Origin of the sequence: Stutzerimonas chloritidismutans (assembly GCF_038562055.1) — a bacterium.
Taxonomy (GTDB): domain Bacteria; phylum Pseudomonadota; class Gammaproteobacteria; order Pseudomonadales; family Pseudomonadaceae; genus Stutzerimonas; species Stutzerimonas chloritidismutans_A.
This window is the reverse complement of record NZ_JBCFXD010000004.1, coordinates 225,466-244,390: the sequence shown is the minus strand read 5'-3', so window position 1 is coordinate 244,390 and position 18,925 is coordinate 225,466. Positions and strand designations below refer to the sequence as shown.

The window sequence follows — 18,925 nt, the reverse complement described above, 5'->3', positions numbered from 1 at the left end:
GGCTCATAGCTCCCTGGCCAGGCGCAGCCCGGCGAATTGCCAGCGCATGGCTGGTTGAAAGAAGTTGCGGTAAGTGGCGCGAATGTGCGCTTCGGGAGTGGCGCAACAGCCGCCGCGTAACACCATCTGGCCTGACATGAACTTGCCGTTGTATTCGCCCAGGCTGCCTTCAAGCGGATGGAAGCCGGGGTAGGGGCGATACGCGCTGGCGGTCCATTCCCAGACATCACCAAACAATTGGGCCGGCCCCTCATGAGGCACGCTGGAAGCAACGGGTTGCAGGTAGTCGCTTTCCAGGAAGTTGCCACGCCGCGGCTGGTCGGTGGCGGCGACTTCCCATTCGGCCTCGGTCGGCAGGCGGGCACCGGCCCAGCGCGCATAGGCATCCGCCTCGTAAAAGCTGATGTGGCAGACCGGTGCTTCAAGATCCAGCGGGCGCATTCCGCCGAGTGTCATTTCAAACCATGCGCCGTCATCGCGGTGCCAGTACAGCGGCGCATTCCAGCCATGTTGGCGGATGTGTGCCCAGCCGTCGGAGAGCCAGAGTTCACTTCGTGCATAACCGCCGTCTGCAATGAATGACAGGTATTCGCGGTTGCTGACCAGTCGATCCGCCAACTGGAAATCTTCGATGAACTGCCGATGCCTCGGCGTCTCGCAATCGAAGGCGAAGCCGTTGTCAGCATGGCCGATGTAGTGCACACCGCCGGCATAGTCGTGCCAGCGAAGGCGCTCGCTCTGCAATGCTGGGGCCGTTTTCAGGTCGTCCCGGTAGACCGGGTGCAGCGGGTTCTGCGCAAGGATGTGCTTGATGTCCATGAGCAGCAATTCCTGGTGCTGCTGCTCGTGCTGAAGCCCCAGCTCGACGCGGCGCACGATCTCGGCGGCGTGCTCTTGCGGCGGGTTGACCAGCAGCTCGGCCATGGCGCGGTCAACGTGATGGCGGAAACGGTAGACGTCTTCCACGCCGGGGCGGGAAATCAGCCCGCGTTGCACCCGCGGAAAAGGCGTGCTGTGAGTTTCATAGTAAGAGTTGAACAGGTGATCGTATGAGGCGTTCAACGTTTTGTAGCCTGACTGATAAGGCTTGAGCAGGAAGGCTTCGAAGAACCAGCTGATATGCGCCAGATGCCATTTCGGCGGGCTGACATCAGGCATGCTCTGGATGACGTAGTCCTCGACGTGCAACGGTGCGCAAATCGCTTCACTGGTCGCGCGAACCTGCTGGAAGCGCCGCAGCAGATGATCCATCTCGGCCAGGGCCGGTTGCTGTTGCGGCTGTTGTGCCAGGTTACCCATGGGCATCCCCCCGATCGATGCATGGAGCGGCCGAAACCGCTTCTATAAGCGACCCGAAGCGAGGCGTAAAAGTTTCTCGCAAGAGGTTTGGGTCGCCTGCCTCAGATGTTCATAAAAGCGCCCCACCTCAAAACAGCCCGGCCGCGACCTCACATCCACTTGCCGGCTTCTGCTATCGCGATAGGTGCTCGGGCAATTGTTGAAACGCACCGGTCAGTCGTCCGAGATGGGCGGGACGGGGCGAACCAGTATCTCGTTGATATCTACATGGGTCGGTTGCGACAGCGCATAGACCACCGCACGGGCAATGTCTTCGGGTTTTAGGGCGTAGGCTGGCGGCTCGTCGAATAGCGGCGTATCGACCATGCCTGGCTCGATCAGAGTGACCCGCACGCCGGTGCCGCGCAGTTCTTCGCGTAAGCTCAGACCAAGGCCGGTCACCGCCCACTTGCTGGCGCTGTACATCGATCCGGGAATGACGAAGCGGCCAGCGGCCGAGCCGGTCATCAGCACGTGTCCACGGCTGGCCTTGAGTGCGTCGAGGCTGCAGCGCAGCGTCAGCCCCACGCCATAGACATTGGTCAGCAGCATCTCGCGCCAGACTTCGGGGTCCGCGCCGCTGAAGCCGCCGTCGCTACCCGGCATTCCTGCATTGGCGTAGACCGCATCGAGCTGACCAAAATGGTCGAGCACCCGCTGCACCATGGCCTGTTGTTCGGCGTATACCTTCACATCGCAGCGGACGGCCAAGGCCCGATCAGGACCGCCGAGCTCGTCCACCAGTGCCTTCAGCTTGTCCTCGGAGCGAGCGGCCAGGGCAAGGCGATAGCCCCCCTCGGCCGCGAGCCGAGCAGTGGCGGCGCCAATCCCGGAGGACGCGCCGGTGATCAGGAGAACCGGATCGCTCATGGCTTTTGTCTCGGTATCTGACGGATCAATAGTTCGGTGGTGTCTCGGGGATACCGGTGTCGTCGGTGATGGCAGGCATGGTCCATGGCTCGAGGCGCTGGTCCTTGTCTTCCACATCCAGCCGGGCCTGTTCGATGACGCCGCCAAGGCGCTGCGGATTGGTGTATTCCTCGCGCGACACGCTGGGCACGCGCAATATTTCGGCGCCGCTTCCAGACATCACGGTAAAGCTGAAACTGTCCTCGTCCGGGTTGGCGCTGGTCACGCAACCACACGGTAGAAAGGCTTCGGAGACGAGTTGCATCGCCTCATCAAGGTTCAGGGCTTGGTTACTCATTGGGTTCTCCATTGACGGGCTGTCTTAAGTGGACCGCCAAGCGGCGACGCCGTTTCCTTTCAGTTGACGTGGTTGCGACGGACTGCGGCGAAACGGCCTTGTAGATGCGCCGCCGCGGCAGCATATTCAAACCATGACAGACCCAACCGTTCCCGACGCGCTGGCGACCTTTCACCCGGCGGTGGCCGGCTGGTTCGGCCAGAGTTTCCCTGCACTGACCCCCGCACAGACCCGCGCCTGGCCCTTGATTCGTGCCGGCCACTCGACCCTGGTGGCGGCGCCCACCGGCTCGGGCAAAACGCTGACCGCCTTTCTCGCCGCCATTGACCAGTTGGTGCAGCAGGGCGTCGCCGAAGGTGGCCTGCCGGACCAGACTTCGGTGCTCTACGTCTCGCCGCTCAAGGCGTTATCGAACGATATCCACATCAATCTGGAACAGCCGCTGGCGGGCATCTCGTCGCAGCTAGAGGCGCTCGGTCTGCCGCCGCTGGAGATCCGCACCGCAGTACGCACCGGCGACACCCCACAGGCCGAGCGCGCTGCAATGCGCAAGCGCGTGCCGCATATTCTGGTTACGACGCCGGAGTCGCTCTATGTGCTGCTTGGCTCCGAGTCTGGCCGGCAGATGCTCGCTAACGTGCGCAGCGTAATCGTCGATGAGATTCATGCCATCGCGGGTAACAAGCGTGGCAGCCATCTGGCGCTGTCGCTCGAGCGGTTGGAGGCGTTGGCCGGGCATCCGTTGGTGCGCGTCGGGCTCTCGGCAACGCAAAAGCCTATCGAGGCTGTCGCTGATTTTCTGGTCGGTGACGGACGCCATTGCCAAATCGTCGATTTGGGCCATGGCCGTTCGCGTGATCTGGCGCTGGAGGTGCCGCCAGTACCGTTGGAAGCGGTGATGAGTAACGCTGTCTGGGAGCTGGTGTACGACCGGCTGGCTGCCTTGGCCGGTGAGCATCGAACCACGTTGATCTTCGTCAACACGCGGCGCATGGCTGAACGCGCCGCGCGGCACTTAAGCGAGCGGCTGGGCAGCGCGGTGGTGGCGGCCCATCACGGCAGCCTCTCGCGCGAACACCGGCTGGATGCCGAGCAGCGTCTCAAGCGCGGCGAGTTGAGGGTGCTGGTGGCTACCGCTTCGCTGGAGCTGGGGATCGATATCGGCGACGTCGAGCTGGTTTGCCAGCTGGGTTCGCCACGGTCTATTTCCGCCTTCCTGCAGCGCGTCGGCCGCGCCGGTCACCAGGTTGGCGGTGTCTCCAAGGGGCGCCTGTTTCCCAGTTCACGCGACGACCTGATCGAGTGTGCGGCCTTGCTCGACGCCGTGCGCCGTGGCGAGCTGGATACTCTGCTGATTCCCAAGGCGCCGCTGGACGTGCTGGCCCAGCAGGTCGTGGCTGAAGTGTCCTGCCGCGAATGGCAGGAGGATGCGCTGCTGACACTGATTCGCCGAGCCAAACCTTACGTACAGCTGAGCGAGGCAGATTATCAGGCCCTGCTTTCGATGCTCGCCGAGGGCTACACCACCCGCCATGGCGCACGCGGTGCCTACCTGCACCGCGATCTGGTCAGCCGCAGCCTGCGCGAACGGCGTGGCGGGCGCCTGACTGCGCTGACCTCCGGTGGCACCATCGCTGACAACGCTGACTATTCGGTCCTGCTCGAGCCACAGGGCTTCAGCATCGGCACCGTGAACGAAGACTTTGCGGTTGAAAGCCTGGCCGGAGATGTCTTTCAGCTGGGCAATACCTCCTACCGCATCATCAAGGTCGAATCTGGACGGGTGCGGGTAGAGGATGCGCAAGGCCAGCCGCCGAATATTCCGTTCTGGATTGGCGAGGCGCCCGGGCGTAGCGACGAGTTATCCGCAGCGGTGGCGCGACTGCGTGGAGAGGTTGATGAGCGCCTGGCAGAAGTCGAGTCTCGTAGGCGCCAGCTTGCTGGCGATGCCCTTATGAGGCCTGGGATCGCCAGCGAGCTGGCGCCTACAAAGCCGGAAGCTACCGAGGTCACATCAAGGCTGCAGCTTGCCATTGACTGGCTCACCGACACCCTTGGTCTGCCAGACACCGCGGCGCGCCAGATCGTCGAGTACCTGGCGCGCGCCCGTTCTGCGCTGGGCGCGCTGCCAACGCAGCAGCGGTTGATCATGGAGCGCTTCTTCGACGAGTCCGGCGGTACGCAGCTGATCATCCATTCGCCGTTCGGCAGTCGAGTCAACCGTGCCTGGGGCCTGGCGCTGCGCAAGCGCTTCTGCCGGACCTTCAACTTCGAGTTGCAGGCCGCGGCGACCGAGGATGCGATCATCTTTTCGCTCTCGACCAGCCACAGCTTCCCGCTCGATGAAGTGTGGCGCTACCTGCATCCCAACAGCGCCGAGGCGGTGCTGATCCAGGCGTTGCTCGATGCCCCGTTGTTCGGCGTGCGCTGGCGGTGGAATGCGACCACCGCGCTGGCGCTGCCGCGCATGGCGGGCGGACGCAAGGTCGCGCCGCAACTGCAGCGAATGAAGAGTGAGGATCTGCTCGCCACTGTCTTTCCAGATCAGGTCGCGTGCCTGGAGAACATCGTCGGTGAGCGGGAGGTGCCCGATCACCCGCTGGTCGCACAAACGCTCGACGATTGCCTGCACGAAGCCATGGACAGCGATGGCTGGTTGGCGCTGCTGCGACGCATCGAAGCGGGCGATATCGAGTTGCTGGCGCGTGACCTGCCGGCACCGTCGCCGCTGGCCATGGAAGTGCTGGGTGCAAGGCCTTACGCCTTTCTCGACGATGCTCCACTGGAAGAGCGTCGGACCCAGGCCGTGCTGAATCGCCGTTGGACCGACCCCGAGTCCAGCGACGATCTCGGTGCGTTGGATGCCGCGGCGATCGAGGCGGTAGGGGACGAAGCCTGGCCCCAGGCGCGCAATCCGGACGAGTTGCATGAAGCGCTCACGGGCTTGGGCTGCATCGCGGAAGCCGAAGTGCAGGCCGAGCCCCCGTGGCTTGCCTGGCTGAACGAGCTGGCTCGTGGCGGGCGCGCGACGCGGATGCAGGTCGCGCAGGATCGCGCGCTCTGGTTGCCCGTCGAGCGTCTTGCACTGTTGCAGTCCATCTATCCCGAAGTGGGTTGCGAGCCGGTACTCAAGCCGCTGCCGGGCTTCGATCAGCCGTCGAGCGAAGACGACGCCTTGGTCGAGCTGATCCGCGCGCGCCTGACGGGCTTCGGCCCCTTACCTGTTCCGATGATTGCCCGGCCGCTTGCCCTGCCGGCATCGGCGGTCGCGCTGGCGCTCACGCGTTTGGAGTCTGAGGGTTATGTGTTGCGCGGCCGCTTTACGCCTGGCGCAACTGACGATGAGTGGTGCGAGCGGCATCTGCTGGCGCGCATCTACCGTTACACGGTCAAGCGCCTGCGCCGAGAAATCGAACCGGTTGAACGCGCTGATTTCATGCGCTTCCTATTCGACTGGCAGCACCTGTCCGAGGCGACACGAATGCAGGGCCGCGATGCGCTCGGCACTGTAGTCGAGCAACTTGAAGGCTTCCAGGCCGCGGCAGGCGCCTGGGAGAGCGACCTGCTGCCGGCGCGCTTGAAGGATGATGGCGGCACCTGGCTGGACGAGCTGTGCCGCTCCGGACGCATCGTCTGGACGCGCCTGGCCGGGCGAATCAAAGCCAGCAGCGGGCCGGTGCGCGGCACGCCTATCGTGCTGCTTCCGCGCCGGCAACTGGCGGCCTGGTATGCACTGGCCAGTGATGCGCCGCAGCCCGAGCTGACATCACGCGCGCAGCGGGTGTTCGAGACGCTGCGAGGGCAGGGCGCATTGTTCTTCGACGAGCTGCAGCAGGACGCACGCCTGTTACGCAGCGAGCTGGAAGATGCTCTCGGTGAGCTGGTCGCGGTAGGGCTGGTCAATGCGGACAGCTTCGCCGGTCTGCGAGCGCTACTAGCGCCCGCTTCGAAGCGTTCACGCAGCACCCGGCAGAGCCGCGGCGGTGCCCTCATCGGCGGCATGGCGGATGCCGGCCGTTGGGCCCTGGTGCGCAAAGGCATGCCAGCGCCGGTCGAGACCTCGGCGCGTCGGCCCGCGCTCGACCCTGAAGCGCTGGAGCACATTGCGATGACCCTGCTGCGTCGCTACGGCGTGGTGTTCTGGCGCTTGCTGGACCGCGAGGCGGATTGGCTGCCGCCCTGGCGAGAGCTCCTGCGTGTCTACCATCGGCTCGAAGCGCGTGGAGACATTCGCGGCGGGCGTTTCGTGGCGGGCATACCGGGCGAACAGTTCGCCTTGCCCGAGGCGGTTGGCCTGCTACGCGAGGTGCGCAAGCGCTCGCTGGCCGGCGAGATGATCGCCGTTTCGGCGGTCGACCCGTTGAATCAGGTCGGCACGCTGCTACCGGGCGAGCGCGTCCCTGCAGTGCCAGGTAACCGCATCCTTTACCGCGACGGAGTGCCGTTGGCCCTGCTGATCGCAGGTAAGCCGCAGTTGCTGGCCGCGCTAGACGAAGACGATCAACGCAAGGCCAGACAACTGCTGGCGGTGGCAAGGCGGTGAGGGTTGCGGTGACGCGCTCGTTTCCCGGATGGACTGGGCGTGCGGCGCCCTGAGGCGCTAATCGGTGCCGCGGCGAATTGCTTCTCCGATGGCCGCTTTCCGCGTGGCGGGACCACTTGAAAGGACGCATGAAAAAGGCCGGTTGCAATCACTCGCAACCGGCCTTTTTATCTCGGGTTGAACGTCAGCCGGCAACCAACACGCGGATCGCCTCCAGACGCAGCCCGGCTTTTTCCAGCATCGCCAGACCTTCTTCACGCTGCTTGCGCACGGCTTCGATCTCGCTGTCGCGCACGCTCGGGTTGACCGCTTGCAGCGCTGTCAGCCGCGCCAACTCTTCGTCCAGGCTCGCCTTCAGCTTGCGCTGCGCTTCGGCGACGCGCTCGCTGTGACGCGGCGCGACCTTGGCTTCGGCATCGGCGATCTGCTTGGCCAGCACGTCGCGCTGAGCCTGGACGAACTTGTTCGCACTGGCACGCGGGACGCTTTCCAGCTGATCGGTGAGCGTCTCGAACGCCACCTTGGGCGCCAGGTCGTTGCCGTTCGAGTCCAGCAGGCAGCGCAGCGCCAGCGGTGGCAGGAAACGATTGAGCTGAAGGGCGCGCGGCGCAACCACCTCGCTGACATAGAGCAGTTCAAGCAGGACGGTGCCGGGCTTGAGCGCCTTGTTCTTGATCAGCGCCACGGCGGTGTTGCCCATGGACCCGGACAGCACCAGGTCCATACCGCCCTGCACCATGGGGTGCTCCCAGGTGAGGAACTGCATGTCTTCGCGGGCCAGTGCCTGTTCGCGGTCATAGGTGACGGTCACGGCTTCATCGTCGCCAAGCGGGAAGCTGGCATCGAGCATCTTTTCGCTGGGGCGCAGGATCAACGCGTTCTCGGAATGGTCTTCGCTGTCGATGCCAAAGGCGTCGAACAGCTCTTCCATGTAGATCGGCAGGGCAAACTGGTCATCCTGCTCTTCGATGGCTTCGACCAGTGCCTTGCCTTGTTCGCCACCGCCGGAGTTGAGCTCCAGCAGACGGTCGCGGCCGGCATGCAGGTCTGCTTCCAGGCGTTCGCGTTCGGTGCGGGCCTCTTCGATGAGCTGTTGAAACTCGTCGTCGTCGCCTTCTTCCAGCTGGTTGAGCAGGCGCGGACCGAACTGATGCTGCAGGGCATTGCCGGTGGGGCAGGTGTTGAGGAAGGCGTTCAGCGCTTCGTGGTACCACTTGAATAGACGTTCCTGCGGGCTGGTCTCCAGATACGGCACGTGCAGCTGGATCACGTGGGCCTGACCGATCCGGTCGAGGCGGCCGATGCGCTGCTCCAGCAGGTCGGGGTGCGCCGGCAGATCGAACAGCACCAAGTGGTGTGCGAACTGGAAGTTGCGGCCTTCGCTGCCGATCTCAGAGCAGATCAGTACCTGTGCGCCGAACTCTTCGTCGGCGAAGTAGGCGGCGGCGCGGTCGCGCTCGAGAATGCTCATGCCTTCGTGGAAGACGGTGGCCGGGATGCCAGAGCGCACGCGCAGCGCGTCTTCCAGATCCAGCGCCGTCTCGGCGTGGGCACAGATGACCAGTACCTTGAATTTCTTCAGCATCTTCAGCGTGTCGATCAGCCACTCGACGCGCGGATCGAAATTCCACCAGCGGTTCTGCGCATCCGGTTCTTCCTGCTGGCTCTGGAAGCTGACTTCCGGGTACAGCTCGGCATGGTCGCCTAGCGGCAACTCAAGGTATTCGGCAGGGCAGGGCAGCGGATAGGGATGCAACTGGCGCTCCGGGAAACCACGCACGGCAGCACGGGTATTGCGGAACAGGAGGCGGCCAGTGCCATGACGGTCGAGCAGCTCGCGAATCAGGCGGCTGCTGGCTTCGATGTCGCCATCGGTCGCCGCAGCGAGCAGCGCTTCGCCCTCGACGCCGAGGAAGTCATGGATGGTCTGGTGGGCTTCCTGAGACAGCCGGCCTTCGTCGAGCAATTCTTGCACGGCTCGGGCGACCGGCTGGTAGCTGGCGCTCTCGGCGCGAAAGGCTTCGAGGTCGTGGAAACGGTTCGGGTCGAGCAGTCGCAAGCGCGCGAAGTGGCTTTCTTGCCCCAGCTGCTCCGGCGTTGCGGTCAACAGCAAGACGCCCGGAGTGACTTCGGCCAGTTGCTCGACCAGCTTGTATTCGGCGCTGGCGTGTTCCGGGTGCCAAACCAGGTGATGCGCCTCGTCCACCACCAGCAGGTCCCAACCGGCGGCGAAGGCGGCGTCCTGAGCGCGCTCGTCGTCCTTCAACCATTCCAGCGAGACCAGTGCCAGCTGGGTGTCTTCGAAGGGGTTGCTGGCATCGCTCTCGATGAAGCGCTCGTCGTCGAACAGCGCGACTTGCAAGTTGAAGCGGCGGCGCATCTCCACCAGCCACTGGTGCTGAAGGTTTTCCGGCACCAGGATCAGCACGCGCTTGGCGCGACCAGAGAGCAGTTGGCGATGGATCACCAGGCCGGCTTCAATGGTCTTGCCGAGGCCCACTTCGTCCGCCAGCAGAACGCGCGGGGCGATGCGGTCGGCGACTTCACGGGCGATGTGCAGCTGGTGCGCGATGGGTTGCGCACGCACGCCGCCCAGACCCCACAGAGAGGAGGTGAGCTGTTTGCTCTGGTTTTCCAGGGTGTGGTACCGCAGCTTGAACCAGTTCAGCGGGTCGATCTGGCCGGCGAACAGACGGTCACTGGCGAGGCGGAACTGGATGAAGTTCGACAGCTGGGTTTCCGGCAGAGTGCGGGCTTCGCTCTGTGCGGTCAGGCCGTGATAGACCAGCAGGCCGTCGACATCGTCGACTTCGCGCACGGTCATCTTCCAGCCTTCGAAGTGAGTGATTTCATCACCCGGTACGAAACGCACGCGCGTCAGCGGAGCGCTGCGTGCGGCGTACTGGCGAGTTTCACCCGTCGCGGGGTAGAGCACGGTGAGCATGCGGCCGTCCTGCATGAGGATGGTTCCCAGACCGAGTTCCGCTTCGCTGTCGCTGATCCAGCGTTGCCCCGGTAGATACTGCTGCGCCATGCCCTGCCTCCCGCTGTAAAAAAGCCTGCTATGTTAACGGATCACTGCCCATAGATCGACGATAGATGCCATTGGATCAAGTCTGTCACCGCTCGTGTTCATCCATGACCACGTGCAAACGTACCCCGGCAGTTTAGCGTTGCTGCTAAAGTCGTCGGCAGATCCGCCGATCAATCGGTACAGGCCCGCCAAGCCGGAACAGATACCGATCGGCCTGCCAGGGGAGAGCGAAGATGCTGCCAGTCATTCCACCCGGTACCGTCCAGGTCACCGCGCAGCAGGACGTGGTCAAGCCGCGACCCGATATTGCGCCGGTGACGCCGGTGCAGCCTAGCGCCAACGAAAGCTCGGTGGGCCTTGATCGCCGTCACCCTCAGGAAGCTGAGCAGATGCTGCGCGACGAGCAGCGTAGGCGGCAACGTCGTCGTGGCTACACTGCCCAGGAGCTGGCCGAAGGCGAGACCGCCGAAGAAGACCAGGCTGCCCTTGATGAACTGCCGCGGCAGGGGTTGTGGGTGGATGTCGAGGTTTGATCCGTCTGTGCCAGTCGTCAGCGAGTTGATCGAGCTGCCTGATGCAGATCTTTGTTACATCCCGCGATGGGTCGACGCAGATTTGGCCGACAGGTGGCTCTTGGAGCTTTCCACACTGACACCTTGGTCCCAACCCCAGATCAAACTCTATGGCCGTAGCATTACCGTGCCGCGACTGGTCGCCTGGTATGGCGATGCCGATGCGCATTATCGGTATTCTGGTTTCACGCACGAGCCGCTTGCCTGGACGCCATTGCTGGCTGATATCCGTCACCGGGTGCAACAGCAGGTCGGCCGGCACCTGAATGGTGTCTTGCTCAACTACTATCGTGATGGACAGGACGCCATGGGCTGGCACAGCGATGACGAACGAGAGCTGGGACAGCAGCCCTTGGTGGTCTCGCTCAATCTGGGCGCCACGCGGCGTTTCGATTTTCGCCGCAAGGGAACCAGCCGTATCGAGTACTCCATCGCGCTTGAGCACGGATCGCTACTGGTCATGAGCGGTCTCACCCAGCATTATTGGCAGCACTAGATCGCCAGAACACGAAAGGTTCGCGAACCGCGCCTTAACCTGACTTTCCGCCAGATCATCCACGAGCCGAGCTTATGAGCAGTGACGAAAAGCTGATCGATTTCAGTGCCGAGCGTGAAAAGCGTATCCACGACATCAAGGAAAAGCGGCTGGTCGAAATGCGTCAGGCTTTCGAACAGGTGCTGCCGTTAAGCAAGCCCAAGAAAAAGTCTAAGACCAAGCCGAAAAAGCGCTGACAGCGCTTGCTGATGGTCCGTTCCACGTTGCTCGCGACGACTTATCGCGTGGCTTCTGTCCCGCAGCGTCCCTCCTGATATCCCCAATTTTTTGATCCAGATCAGTTACCGCGGTGCCTTTATTCAAAGGCTCCGTGGTGATTGACGTCGGTCAATTTTTTTATCGGCGGGGAAGGCGACTATGCAGTCATCAGACAGCGAAACAGCTTGGAGGTCGGAAATCATGTTCGTCGATAATGTGGTGCTCGCAGGGGTGGTCACGGTCGGCCTTATGGTCGCCTTCCTCGGCGGTTTCGGATATTTCATCTGGCGGGACGCGCACAAAAAGCGTTGATCCGGCTGGTGGTAAAGAGCACGCAAGGCATTTGGGCGACTTAGGTCGCCCTTTTTTTTGTCTGTAATTCGCTGTACCCACGAACATTTGCCGCTGTTGCTCGATTCGTCCGAGGGGGCGAGGCGCAGCGCGTATCCCAATTTGATTCGTCTTACCGCCCCTCGGGTTGTCGCCGGCTGCCGGGGGGCATACGCATCGGGCCGCAGTTAAAACAGTTACCTCCCCCACCAATCCATCTTGCTAAGCAGGCAGTCGCGCAGCGCAACGGCTGGAATGCCAATAGATGCGTTCATCGTGGTGCACATTTCGCCGCGGAGCCCCGTTTTAGAGCGCTTCTTGCTGAATGAAACCTCTAAGCGAAAAGTCACAGCAGGCGTGGCAGCTTTGATTGATGGCTCACTGCTATCGCCGCTGGCGTTTGGGTTGGCCGGTATACATGCTGGCCAGTCAGTCAGGAAAAGCATGGTCGTCGGCGTTGTGGGCAAGGATGTTGCAAACAGCCTCGTAAGCGCGTCCCTCCCTGGGCGCTGGAGCGCCGGCTTCCTTCAGTCGGCGGCACGCAGAGGAATCCCATGTTTTTTTTCGCCCCGGTTTTGTCTCTGATGTCTAGGGCGCGTTACGCCCAGAAGTTCATCATCATCCTGGCTGTGTTCATGCTGCCGTACTGTTGGTTATCCAGCGACAAGCTGTCCGGGATATATCGCTCTATCGATGCGCTTGAGCAGGAGCAGGTCGGGCTCGAGGCGCTTGAGCGCTATTTGACCGTTCAGCAGGCGGCGTGGCGCGTGGCTGCTTTGCAGGTGGTCCGTCAGGCGCGCGACAAGCCTGACGTCAGCGAGGCAATAGCTCAGCAGGGCCGAATCTACGAGGAACAGGCAAGCGAATTCAATCACTGGCTGAGCGCCAATGGCTTTAGCGAGCTGGCGGCGCATCCTACTGCCAGGGCTGAGGAGATGAAGTTCGAACGCGGCACGGCCGTCGACACCTTGTTCATGTATCACGGCGCGCCGGTGCTCAGGCATGTCGAAGCTATGAAAGCGATCAGTGCCCGTGCCCACCTGGCACAGGATCAGGATCCGCTGGTGTTCAGCGAAATGGACCGCCTGCTCAATCGTATCCTCCCGCTTCACCAAAAGCTGGCCCAGGCCGGCGCTTACAGCGCCTACTTGAAGGCTTACGGCTACCTGGAGTCGGCAACCAGGCCGTCCGTGATCAACCTTGGCAGCGAAATCGCAGCCATGGCGGTCGCCGAGCCTGGTCCCGGAGCGGTCGCGCAGCAAATGGCTGTGGCGTCGGAAACGCTGGCGCAGACCTATGCAGCGGTCACCGAGCCCTATACCCGTTCGCGCTTCTTCGGCAGCGACAGCGTGCAGCTGTGGGCGGATGATTTCGCCCGCTACGATGACGTCGCCAGATTGCTTGACCAAGCTTCGCTCAGCCTGTTCAGCACGGTGCGCCAGCAAATCGCCGAGCATCTGGCGAACGAGCGTACCAGCCTGTACAGCTGGGCAGCGGCGTTGCTGGTGGTGGTGCTTTTCACTCTTTATCTGTTTGCGGGTTTTTATCTGTCCGTGCGTGGTGCCATCAAAGTCATTGGTGATGGCACACGGCAGCTTTCCGAGGGTGACCTGAGGCATGACATCCAGACTCGCGCTCGCGATGAACTTGGCGACCTGGCGCAGGACTTCAATCGCATGCAGACCCGCATTCGCGAGCTGATCAGTGAAGTGGCGCGGTTTTCTGCGTCGACCTCCGGCAAGGCCGAGCGCTTGAATACCAGTGCGATCGACAGCCAGCAGGCCATCGCCCATCAGGCCGCCGAGCTCGAGCTGATGGCCAGCGCCATCAGCGAGCTCGTCAGCAGCGTCCAGGAGGTCAGTAGCAACTCGCTGACTACGGCAGAAAAAGCGAACCGGGCTGGCGACCAGTGCCGTGACGGGAGAGTGCAGATCGAACTCGCAGTACGTCAGATCAATCGACTGTTCGGCGAGATGGATCAGTCGCTCGTAGCGATCACCTCAGTCGAACAGGAGAGCAGCGAGATCGCCAAAGCTGTCGACGTCATCAAGACCATCGCCGAGCAGACCAATCTGTTGGCGTTGAACGCTGCCATCGAGGCGGCCAGAGCCGGCGATCAAGGACGTGGCTTCGCTGTGGTGGCCGATGAGGTGCGAAGCCTGGCGCAGCGCTCCCACGCCCTGACCGGCGAAATCTACGCCACCATCGGTCGCTTGCAGCAGCAGGTTAGCGATGCCGTGCGCATCATCCAGGCCAGCCACTGCAATGCGTCCGAAACTGTGGAAGAAGTGACCCGCACCGCGGCGATCTTTGAGGGCATCACCGAAAGCATGGGGCTTATCATCGATCACAACACTCAGATCGCCTCTGCGGCGGAACAGCAAGCGATCGTTGTGGAAAACGTCGAACGCAACACACTGGCTATCAAGAGTCTGAGTGAAGCCAATGCGACCGAAGCCAGCCATACCGTGGCTGTGAGCGGGGAGGTCGTCAGCATGACGCGAGAGCTGCACGGGTTGATCGGGCAGTTCAAAATGAAGTGATCTGGTGGCGGTCTGTCAGGCGTCCATGTTGGAACCGTGGCCGACAGGGCTATCTGTCACCGCCCGATCACGGTGACAGCATCCGGTGATGCAGGGGTGGTATTGGTCCGGGCCCGCATCGCTTCGTTCTCAGCCGATGCTGACCGGCGGCAGGGCTTTGATCTCGACGGTCTGTGCCTTGCGGGGGGCAAGTATTTCGGCTTCGCCGTCCACGACCATCTCGTCGCGCTGGTTGAATACCTGCGTGGCGATGCGAACGCGAAACTTGGGCAGCTTTTCAAGGATTTCCAAACGCACGGTCAGGGTATCGCCAAGCTTGACCGGCAGGGCGAAGCGCATCGTCTGGCCGAGATAGATGGTGCCCGGCCCAGGCAGCTCGCATGCCACGGCTGCGCTGATCAAGGCGCCACTAAACATGCCATGGGCGATGCGCTCACGGAAGATTGTCGAAGCGGCGAATTCAGCGTCCAGGTGAACCGGGTTGTGGTCCCCCGACATGGCGGCGAACAGTTGAATGTCACGTTCTTCCACGGTCTTGCTATAGGAGGCCTTCTGGCCAACTTCCAGATCAGCGTAGGGAGTGTTGCTCAGCGTACTCATGCGTAGACCTCTGAATGCGGATATAACGACGGAACCGGCCGCAATAAGGTCCGTCGAGCGAAAGGCGCGCCCTAGCAGGCGCCCGAGTGGCTGCATTCTAGAGCGCTGCGATGGGGTTGTCCCGTGCCTGGTGGTCTGTTGCAGTGGCCGGAGATTCACATCACTGATTACACCCGCCTCGCTATTGCACCGCACAGTGGAGCTGTTAAGTTCGCCACAGCCCGCCGCGAGTGGGTCAGACACTCTCAGGTATAGAGGCCAATAACAATGCAACCTGACTTCTGGAATGACAAACGCCCCGCCGGTGTGCCTAACAACGTGGATATGGGTGGCTTTCGCTCAGTTGTGGAAGTATTCGAGCGCTCTTGCAAGACACATGCAGACCGTCCCGCATTCAGCAACATGGGCGTGACGCTGACCTATGCGGACCTGGAGCGTTACTCAGCGGCTTTTGCGGCCTGGCTGCAGAACCACACTGACCTGCAACCTGGCGATCGCATCGCGGTGCAGATGCCCAACCTGCTGCAATACCCTATTGCTGTCTTCGGTGCTCTGCGCGCCGGGCTGATCGTGGTCAACACCAACCCGCTGTATACCGCGCGGGAGATGCGTCACCAGTTCAAGGATTCCGGTGCGCGAGCGCTGGTATACCTGAATACCTTCGGCAAGCTGGTACAGGAGGTGGTGCCCGATACAGACATCAAGGTCCTCATCGAGGCGCGTATCGGCGACATGTTGCCGTCGCTCAAGGGGCTGCTGGTCAACGCTGCGGTCAAGCATGTGAAAAAGATGGTGCCGGCGTACAGCCTGCCGCAGTCCGTGTCGTTCAAGCAGGTGCTGCGTGATGGCGCGCGACACGGGCTCAAACCGGTCTCGCTGACGCTGGACGATGTTGCGGTCCTGCAATACACCGGCGGGACGACTGGCGTGGCTAAAGGCGCCATGCTAACGCACGGCAATCTGGTCGCCAATATGCAGCAGGTCCACGCCAACATGCAGCAGCTGGACGAGCAGGGGCACACGATCATCAAGGAAGGGCAGGAGATCATGATCGCGCCGCTGCCGCTGTATCACATCTATGCCTTCACAGTTAACTGCATGTGCATGATGGTGACCGGCAACCATAACGTGTTGATCACCAACCCTCGCGACATCGATGGTTTCGTCAAGGAACTGCAGAAGTGGCAGTTCACCGCTTTCCTCGGCCTGAACACGCTGTTCGTCGCGCTCATGTCGCACCCTGAATTCAAGAAAATCAATTTCACCTCGCTGAAGGGCACCAACTCAGGTGGTACGGCGCTGGTTTCCGCGGTGGCCGAGCGCTGGAAAAGCATGACTGGCGTCACTGTGACTGAAGGCTATGGCTTGACCGAAACCTCACCCGTGGTCTGCGCCAATCCCCACGGTGACGGTTCGCGGTTGGGGACTGTCGGCTTGCCAGTGCCCGGCACGACGTTGAAAGTAATCGACGATGACGGCAGCGAACTCCCGCTCGGTGAGCGCGGTGAGCTGTGCGTCAAAGGTCCTCAGGTCATGAAGGGCTACTGGCAGCGTCCCGACGCCACCGCCGAAGTGCTGGATACCGAAGGCTGGCTCAAGACCGGTGACGTCGCGGTGATCGATGCGGATGGCTTTGTTCGCATCGTCGATCGCAAGAAGGACCTGATCATCGTGTCCGGCTTCAACGTCTACCCCAACGAGATCGAAGATGTGGTCATGGCGCATCCGAAGGTGGCGGCCTGCGCAGTGATTGGCGTGACCGACGAGAAGTCCGGTGAAGCCGTGAAGCTGTTCGCCGTGCGCAGCGATGCCAGCCTGACCATCGATGAGCTGAAGGCTTATTGCAGAGAGAATTTCACTGGCTACAAGGTGCCTCGCCAAATCGTATTCCGCGATTCGCTGCCAATGACTCCGGTGGGCAAAATTCTGCGGCGGGAATTGCGCGATCAGGCCTGATCCGAGCGATATCTGACATTGCTCTCGAAGTGACCGATTAATAGTGATCGGTCACTTTGTGCCCTTTTTGCTCAGGATGGACACTGTTCGGCCAGTTCCAAAACTGCTAACCTCGAATCCACTTTTTGGGCGGAAGTTCCGTACAAAAATTAACAAAACACAACAAAACAGCTGCTATATGCAGTAAAGCTGTCGCTTAGGAGTGGGGTTACATGACCGATAACTTCTGGAAGGATAAGTATCCTGTCGGGGTCAACAGCGAGATTAATCCCGGTGAGTACCAGAACATTCAGGCTGTGCTCAAACAGTCCTGTGAGCAATTCGCAGACAAGCCTGCCTTCAGCAACCTCGGCAAGACCCTAACCTACGGTGAGCTGTACAAACTGTCTGGTGAATTTGCAGCTTATCTCCAGCAAAACACCGATCTGCAGCCCGGCGATCGCATTGCGGTCCAGCTCCCCAACGTGCTCCAGTATCCCATCGTCGTATTTGGCGCCATGCGCGCTGGGCTTGTGGTGGTCAATACCAACCCGCTCTATACGGCGCGGGAGATGGAGCACCAGTTCAACGATTCCGGCGCCAAGGGGCTGGTCTGCCTGGCCAATATGGCTCATCTGGCAGAAGAAGTGCTGCCGAAGACAGGCATCCGGCACGTCGTAGTGACTGAGGTTGGCGATATGCTGCCAACCGTCAAGCGCATGCTGGTTAACGCCGTGGTCAAGCATGTGAAGAAAATGGTGCCGGCTTACAACTTGCCGAAAGCGGTCAAGTTCACCGATGCCATGGCGCTGGGCCGTGGCAAGGTGGCGCGCGAAGCCAATCCGGCCAGTGAAGATGTGGCGGTTCTGCAATATACCGGCGGTACGACAGGCGTGGCCAAGGGTGCAATGCTGACCCACCGCAACATCGTCGCCAACATGCTGCAGTGTCGCGCCCTCATGGGCTCGGAGCTGGGCAACGGCTGCGAAACGATGGTCGCGCCGCTGCCGCTTTACCACATATACGCGTTTACCTTTCACTGCATGACCATGATGCTGATCGGTGCGCACAACGTACTGATCACCAACCCGCGCGACCTGCCGACTTTCGTCAAGGACCTCGGCAAATACCGTTTCACTGGTTTTGTCGGCCTCAATACCCTGTTTGTGGCGCTGTGCAACAACGAAGACTTCCGCAAGCTCGATTTCTCTTCACTGAAAGCTACCTTCTCCGGCGGTATGGCACTGCAATTAGCAGCGGCTGAGCGTTGGCAGCAGGTTACCGGGTGCGAAATCTGTGAAGGGTTCGGTATGACCGAAACCAGTCCAGTGGTCTCGGTCAACCCGTTCGGTGGCATTCAGATCGGCACCATCGGCATTCCGATGCCGTCGACATTGTGCAAAGTCATCGACGACGAGGGCAACGACCTGCCCATGGGCGCTATCGGCGAACTCTGCGTCAAAGGCCCTCAGGTCATGAAGGGCTACTGGCAGCGTCAGGAAGCCACCGATGAAATCCTGGATGCTGAAGGTTGGTTGAAGACGGGCGACATCGGCATCATCCAGGACGATGGCTACATGCGTATTGTCGATCGCAAGAAAGACATGATTCTGGTCTCAGGTTTCAACGTCTATCCCAATGAACTGGAAGACGTGCTCGCAACCCTACCAGGCGTGCTGCAGTGCGCCGCCATAGGGGTGCCGGATGAGAAGTCGGGCGAGGCGATCAAGCTCTTTGTTGTGGTCAAGCCGGGCGAAAGCCTGACCAAGGAACAGGTCATGCAGCACATGCACGACAACGTCACCGGTTACAAACGACCCAAGACCGTCGAGTTCCGCGACAGCTTGCCGACCACCAATGTTGGCAAGATCCTGCGTCGTGAACTCCGCGACGAAGAGCTCAGAAAACTCGGAAAGAAATAACCATTACTGGTATGCAAAAGCCCCGCTCTGTCGGGGCTTTTGCATTTCTACATGACTACCGCTCAACGTAACAATCGGTTTTGTTAACTCCTTTACATGCGACCTTTGGCTGCTGTCTGGAGTGCGTTCTACTTGTCACGATGGTGG

12 protein-coding genes and 1 pseudogene are annotated in these 18,925 nt (G+C 61.4%); 8 read left to right on the top strand and 5 right to left on the bottom strand.

Annotation, left to right across the window (positions count from 1 at the left end; translation table 11 throughout):
* Nucleotides 1–3: 3 nt before the first annotated feature.
* From egtB to AAGW23_RS09245, 3 genes are all read right to left on the bottom strand, one after another.
* On the bottom strand, nucleotides 4–1,299 hold the full coding sequence (egtB, locus tag AAGW23_RS09255; RefSeq protein WP_342406177.1) for an ergothioneine biosynthesis protein EgtB: 1,296 nt from the start codon (nucleotides 1,297–1,299) through the stop codon (nucleotides 4–6).
* 213 nt (nucleotides 1,300–1,512) lie between these two features.
* Nucleotides 1,513–2,208: an SDR family oxidoreductase gene (locus AAGW23_RS09250; protein WP_342406176.1), complete on the bottom strand. Its 696-nt coding sequence runs from the start codon at nucleotides 2,206–2,208 to the stop codon at nucleotides 1,513–1,515.
* A gap of 25 nt (nucleotides 2,209–2,233) precedes the next feature.
* A complete protein-coding gene (locus tag AAGW23_RS09245; RefSeq protein ID WP_342406175.1) occupies nucleotides 2,234–2,545 on the bottom strand; it encodes a hypothetical protein in 312 nt (103 codons plus the stop codon).
* A gap of 133 nt (nucleotides 2,546–2,678) precedes the next feature.
* Between AAGW23_RS09245 and AAGW23_RS09240 the strand changes: the two genes are divergently transcribed.
* Nucleotides 2,679–7,088 (top strand): DEAD/DEAH box helicase, encoded by a 4,410-nt coding sequence (locus tag AAGW23_RS09240; RefSeq protein ID WP_342406174.1) that lies wholly within the window; start codon nucleotides 2,679–2,681, stop codon nucleotides 7,086–7,088.
* Between the two features lie 184 nt (nucleotides 7,089–7,272).
* On the opposite strand, the gene rapA is transcribed toward AAGW23_RS09240, so the two are convergent.
* On the bottom strand, nucleotides 7,273–10,122 hold the full coding sequence (gene rapA, locus AAGW23_RS09235; RefSeq protein WP_342406172.1) for an RNA polymerase-associated protein RapA: 2,850 nt from the start codon (nucleotides 10,120–10,122) through the stop codon (nucleotides 7,273–7,275).
* A 233-nt stretch (nucleotides 10,123–10,355) separates the two neighbouring features.
* Here rapA and AAGW23_RS09230 point away from each other — a divergent pair, with 233 nt between their 5' ends.
* From AAGW23_RS09230 to AAGW23_RS09210, 5 genes and pseudogenes are all read left to right on the top strand, one after another.
* Nucleotides 10,356–10,655: an aspartate-semialdehyde dehydrogenase gene (locus AAGW23_RS09230; RefSeq protein ID WP_102834962.1), complete on the top strand. Its 300-nt coding sequence runs from the start codon at nucleotides 10,356–10,358 to the stop codon at nucleotides 10,653–10,655.
* Nucleotides 10,642–11,187 (top strand): annotated as a pseudogene (locus tag AAGW23_RS09225) (alpha-ketoglutarate-dependent dioxygenase AlkB family protein); the annotation flags it as partial. The gene AAGW23_RS09230 and the pseudogene AAGW23_RS09225, both read left to right, overlap by 14 nt.
* Nucleotides 11,188–11,264: 77 nt before the next feature.
* Nucleotides 11,265–11,426 (top strand): hypothetical protein, encoded by a 162-nt coding sequence (locus AAGW23_RS09220; protein ID WP_180981477.1) that lies wholly within the window; start codon nucleotides 11,265–11,267, stop codon nucleotides 11,424–11,426.
* A gap of 223 nt (nucleotides 11,427–11,649) precedes the next feature.
* Nucleotides 11,650–11,760: a cytochrome c oxidase subunit CcoM gene (ccoM, locus tag AAGW23_RS09215; RefSeq protein ID WP_045425123.1), complete on the top strand. Its 111-nt coding sequence runs from the start codon at nucleotides 11,650–11,652 to the stop codon at nucleotides 11,758–11,760.
* 572 nt (nucleotides 11,761–12,332) lie between these two features.
* Nucleotides 12,333–14,321 carry a methyl-accepting chemotaxis protein gene (locus tag AAGW23_RS09210; protein ID WP_342406171.1) on the top strand — a complete coding sequence of 663 codons (1,989 nt, stop codon included), beginning with the start codon at nucleotides 12,333–12,335 and terminating at the stop codon, nucleotides 14,319–14,321.
* Between the two features lie 129 nt (nucleotides 14,322–14,450).
* Here AAGW23_RS09210 and AAGW23_RS09205 read toward each other — a convergent pair whose 3' ends face one another.
* Nucleotides 14,451–14,921, bottom strand: coding sequence for a MaoC family dehydratase (locus AAGW23_RS09205; RefSeq protein ID WP_148924572.1), 471 nt, complete (start codon nucleotides 14,919–14,921; stop codon nucleotides 14,451–14,453).
* A 267-nt stretch (nucleotides 14,922–15,188) separates the two neighbouring features.
* On the opposite strand from AAGW23_RS09205, the gene fadD2 reads away from it, so the two are divergent.
* Complete coding sequence (gene fadD2, locus AAGW23_RS09200) at nucleotides 15,189–16,877, top strand: long-chain-fatty-acid--CoA ligase FadD2 (RefSeq protein ID WP_342406170.1); 1,689 nt, start codon at nucleotides 15,189–15,191, stop codon at nucleotides 16,875–16,877.
* Nucleotides 16,878–17,089: 212 nt separating this feature from the next.
* Nucleotides 17,090–18,778: a long-chain-fatty-acid--CoA ligase FadD1 gene (gene fadD1, locus AAGW23_RS09195; protein ID WP_342406169.1), complete on the top strand. Its 1,689-nt coding sequence runs from the start codon at nucleotides 17,090–17,092 to the stop codon at nucleotides 18,776–18,778.
* The last annotated feature ends 147 nt before the right edge of the window (nucleotides 18,779–18,925 follow it).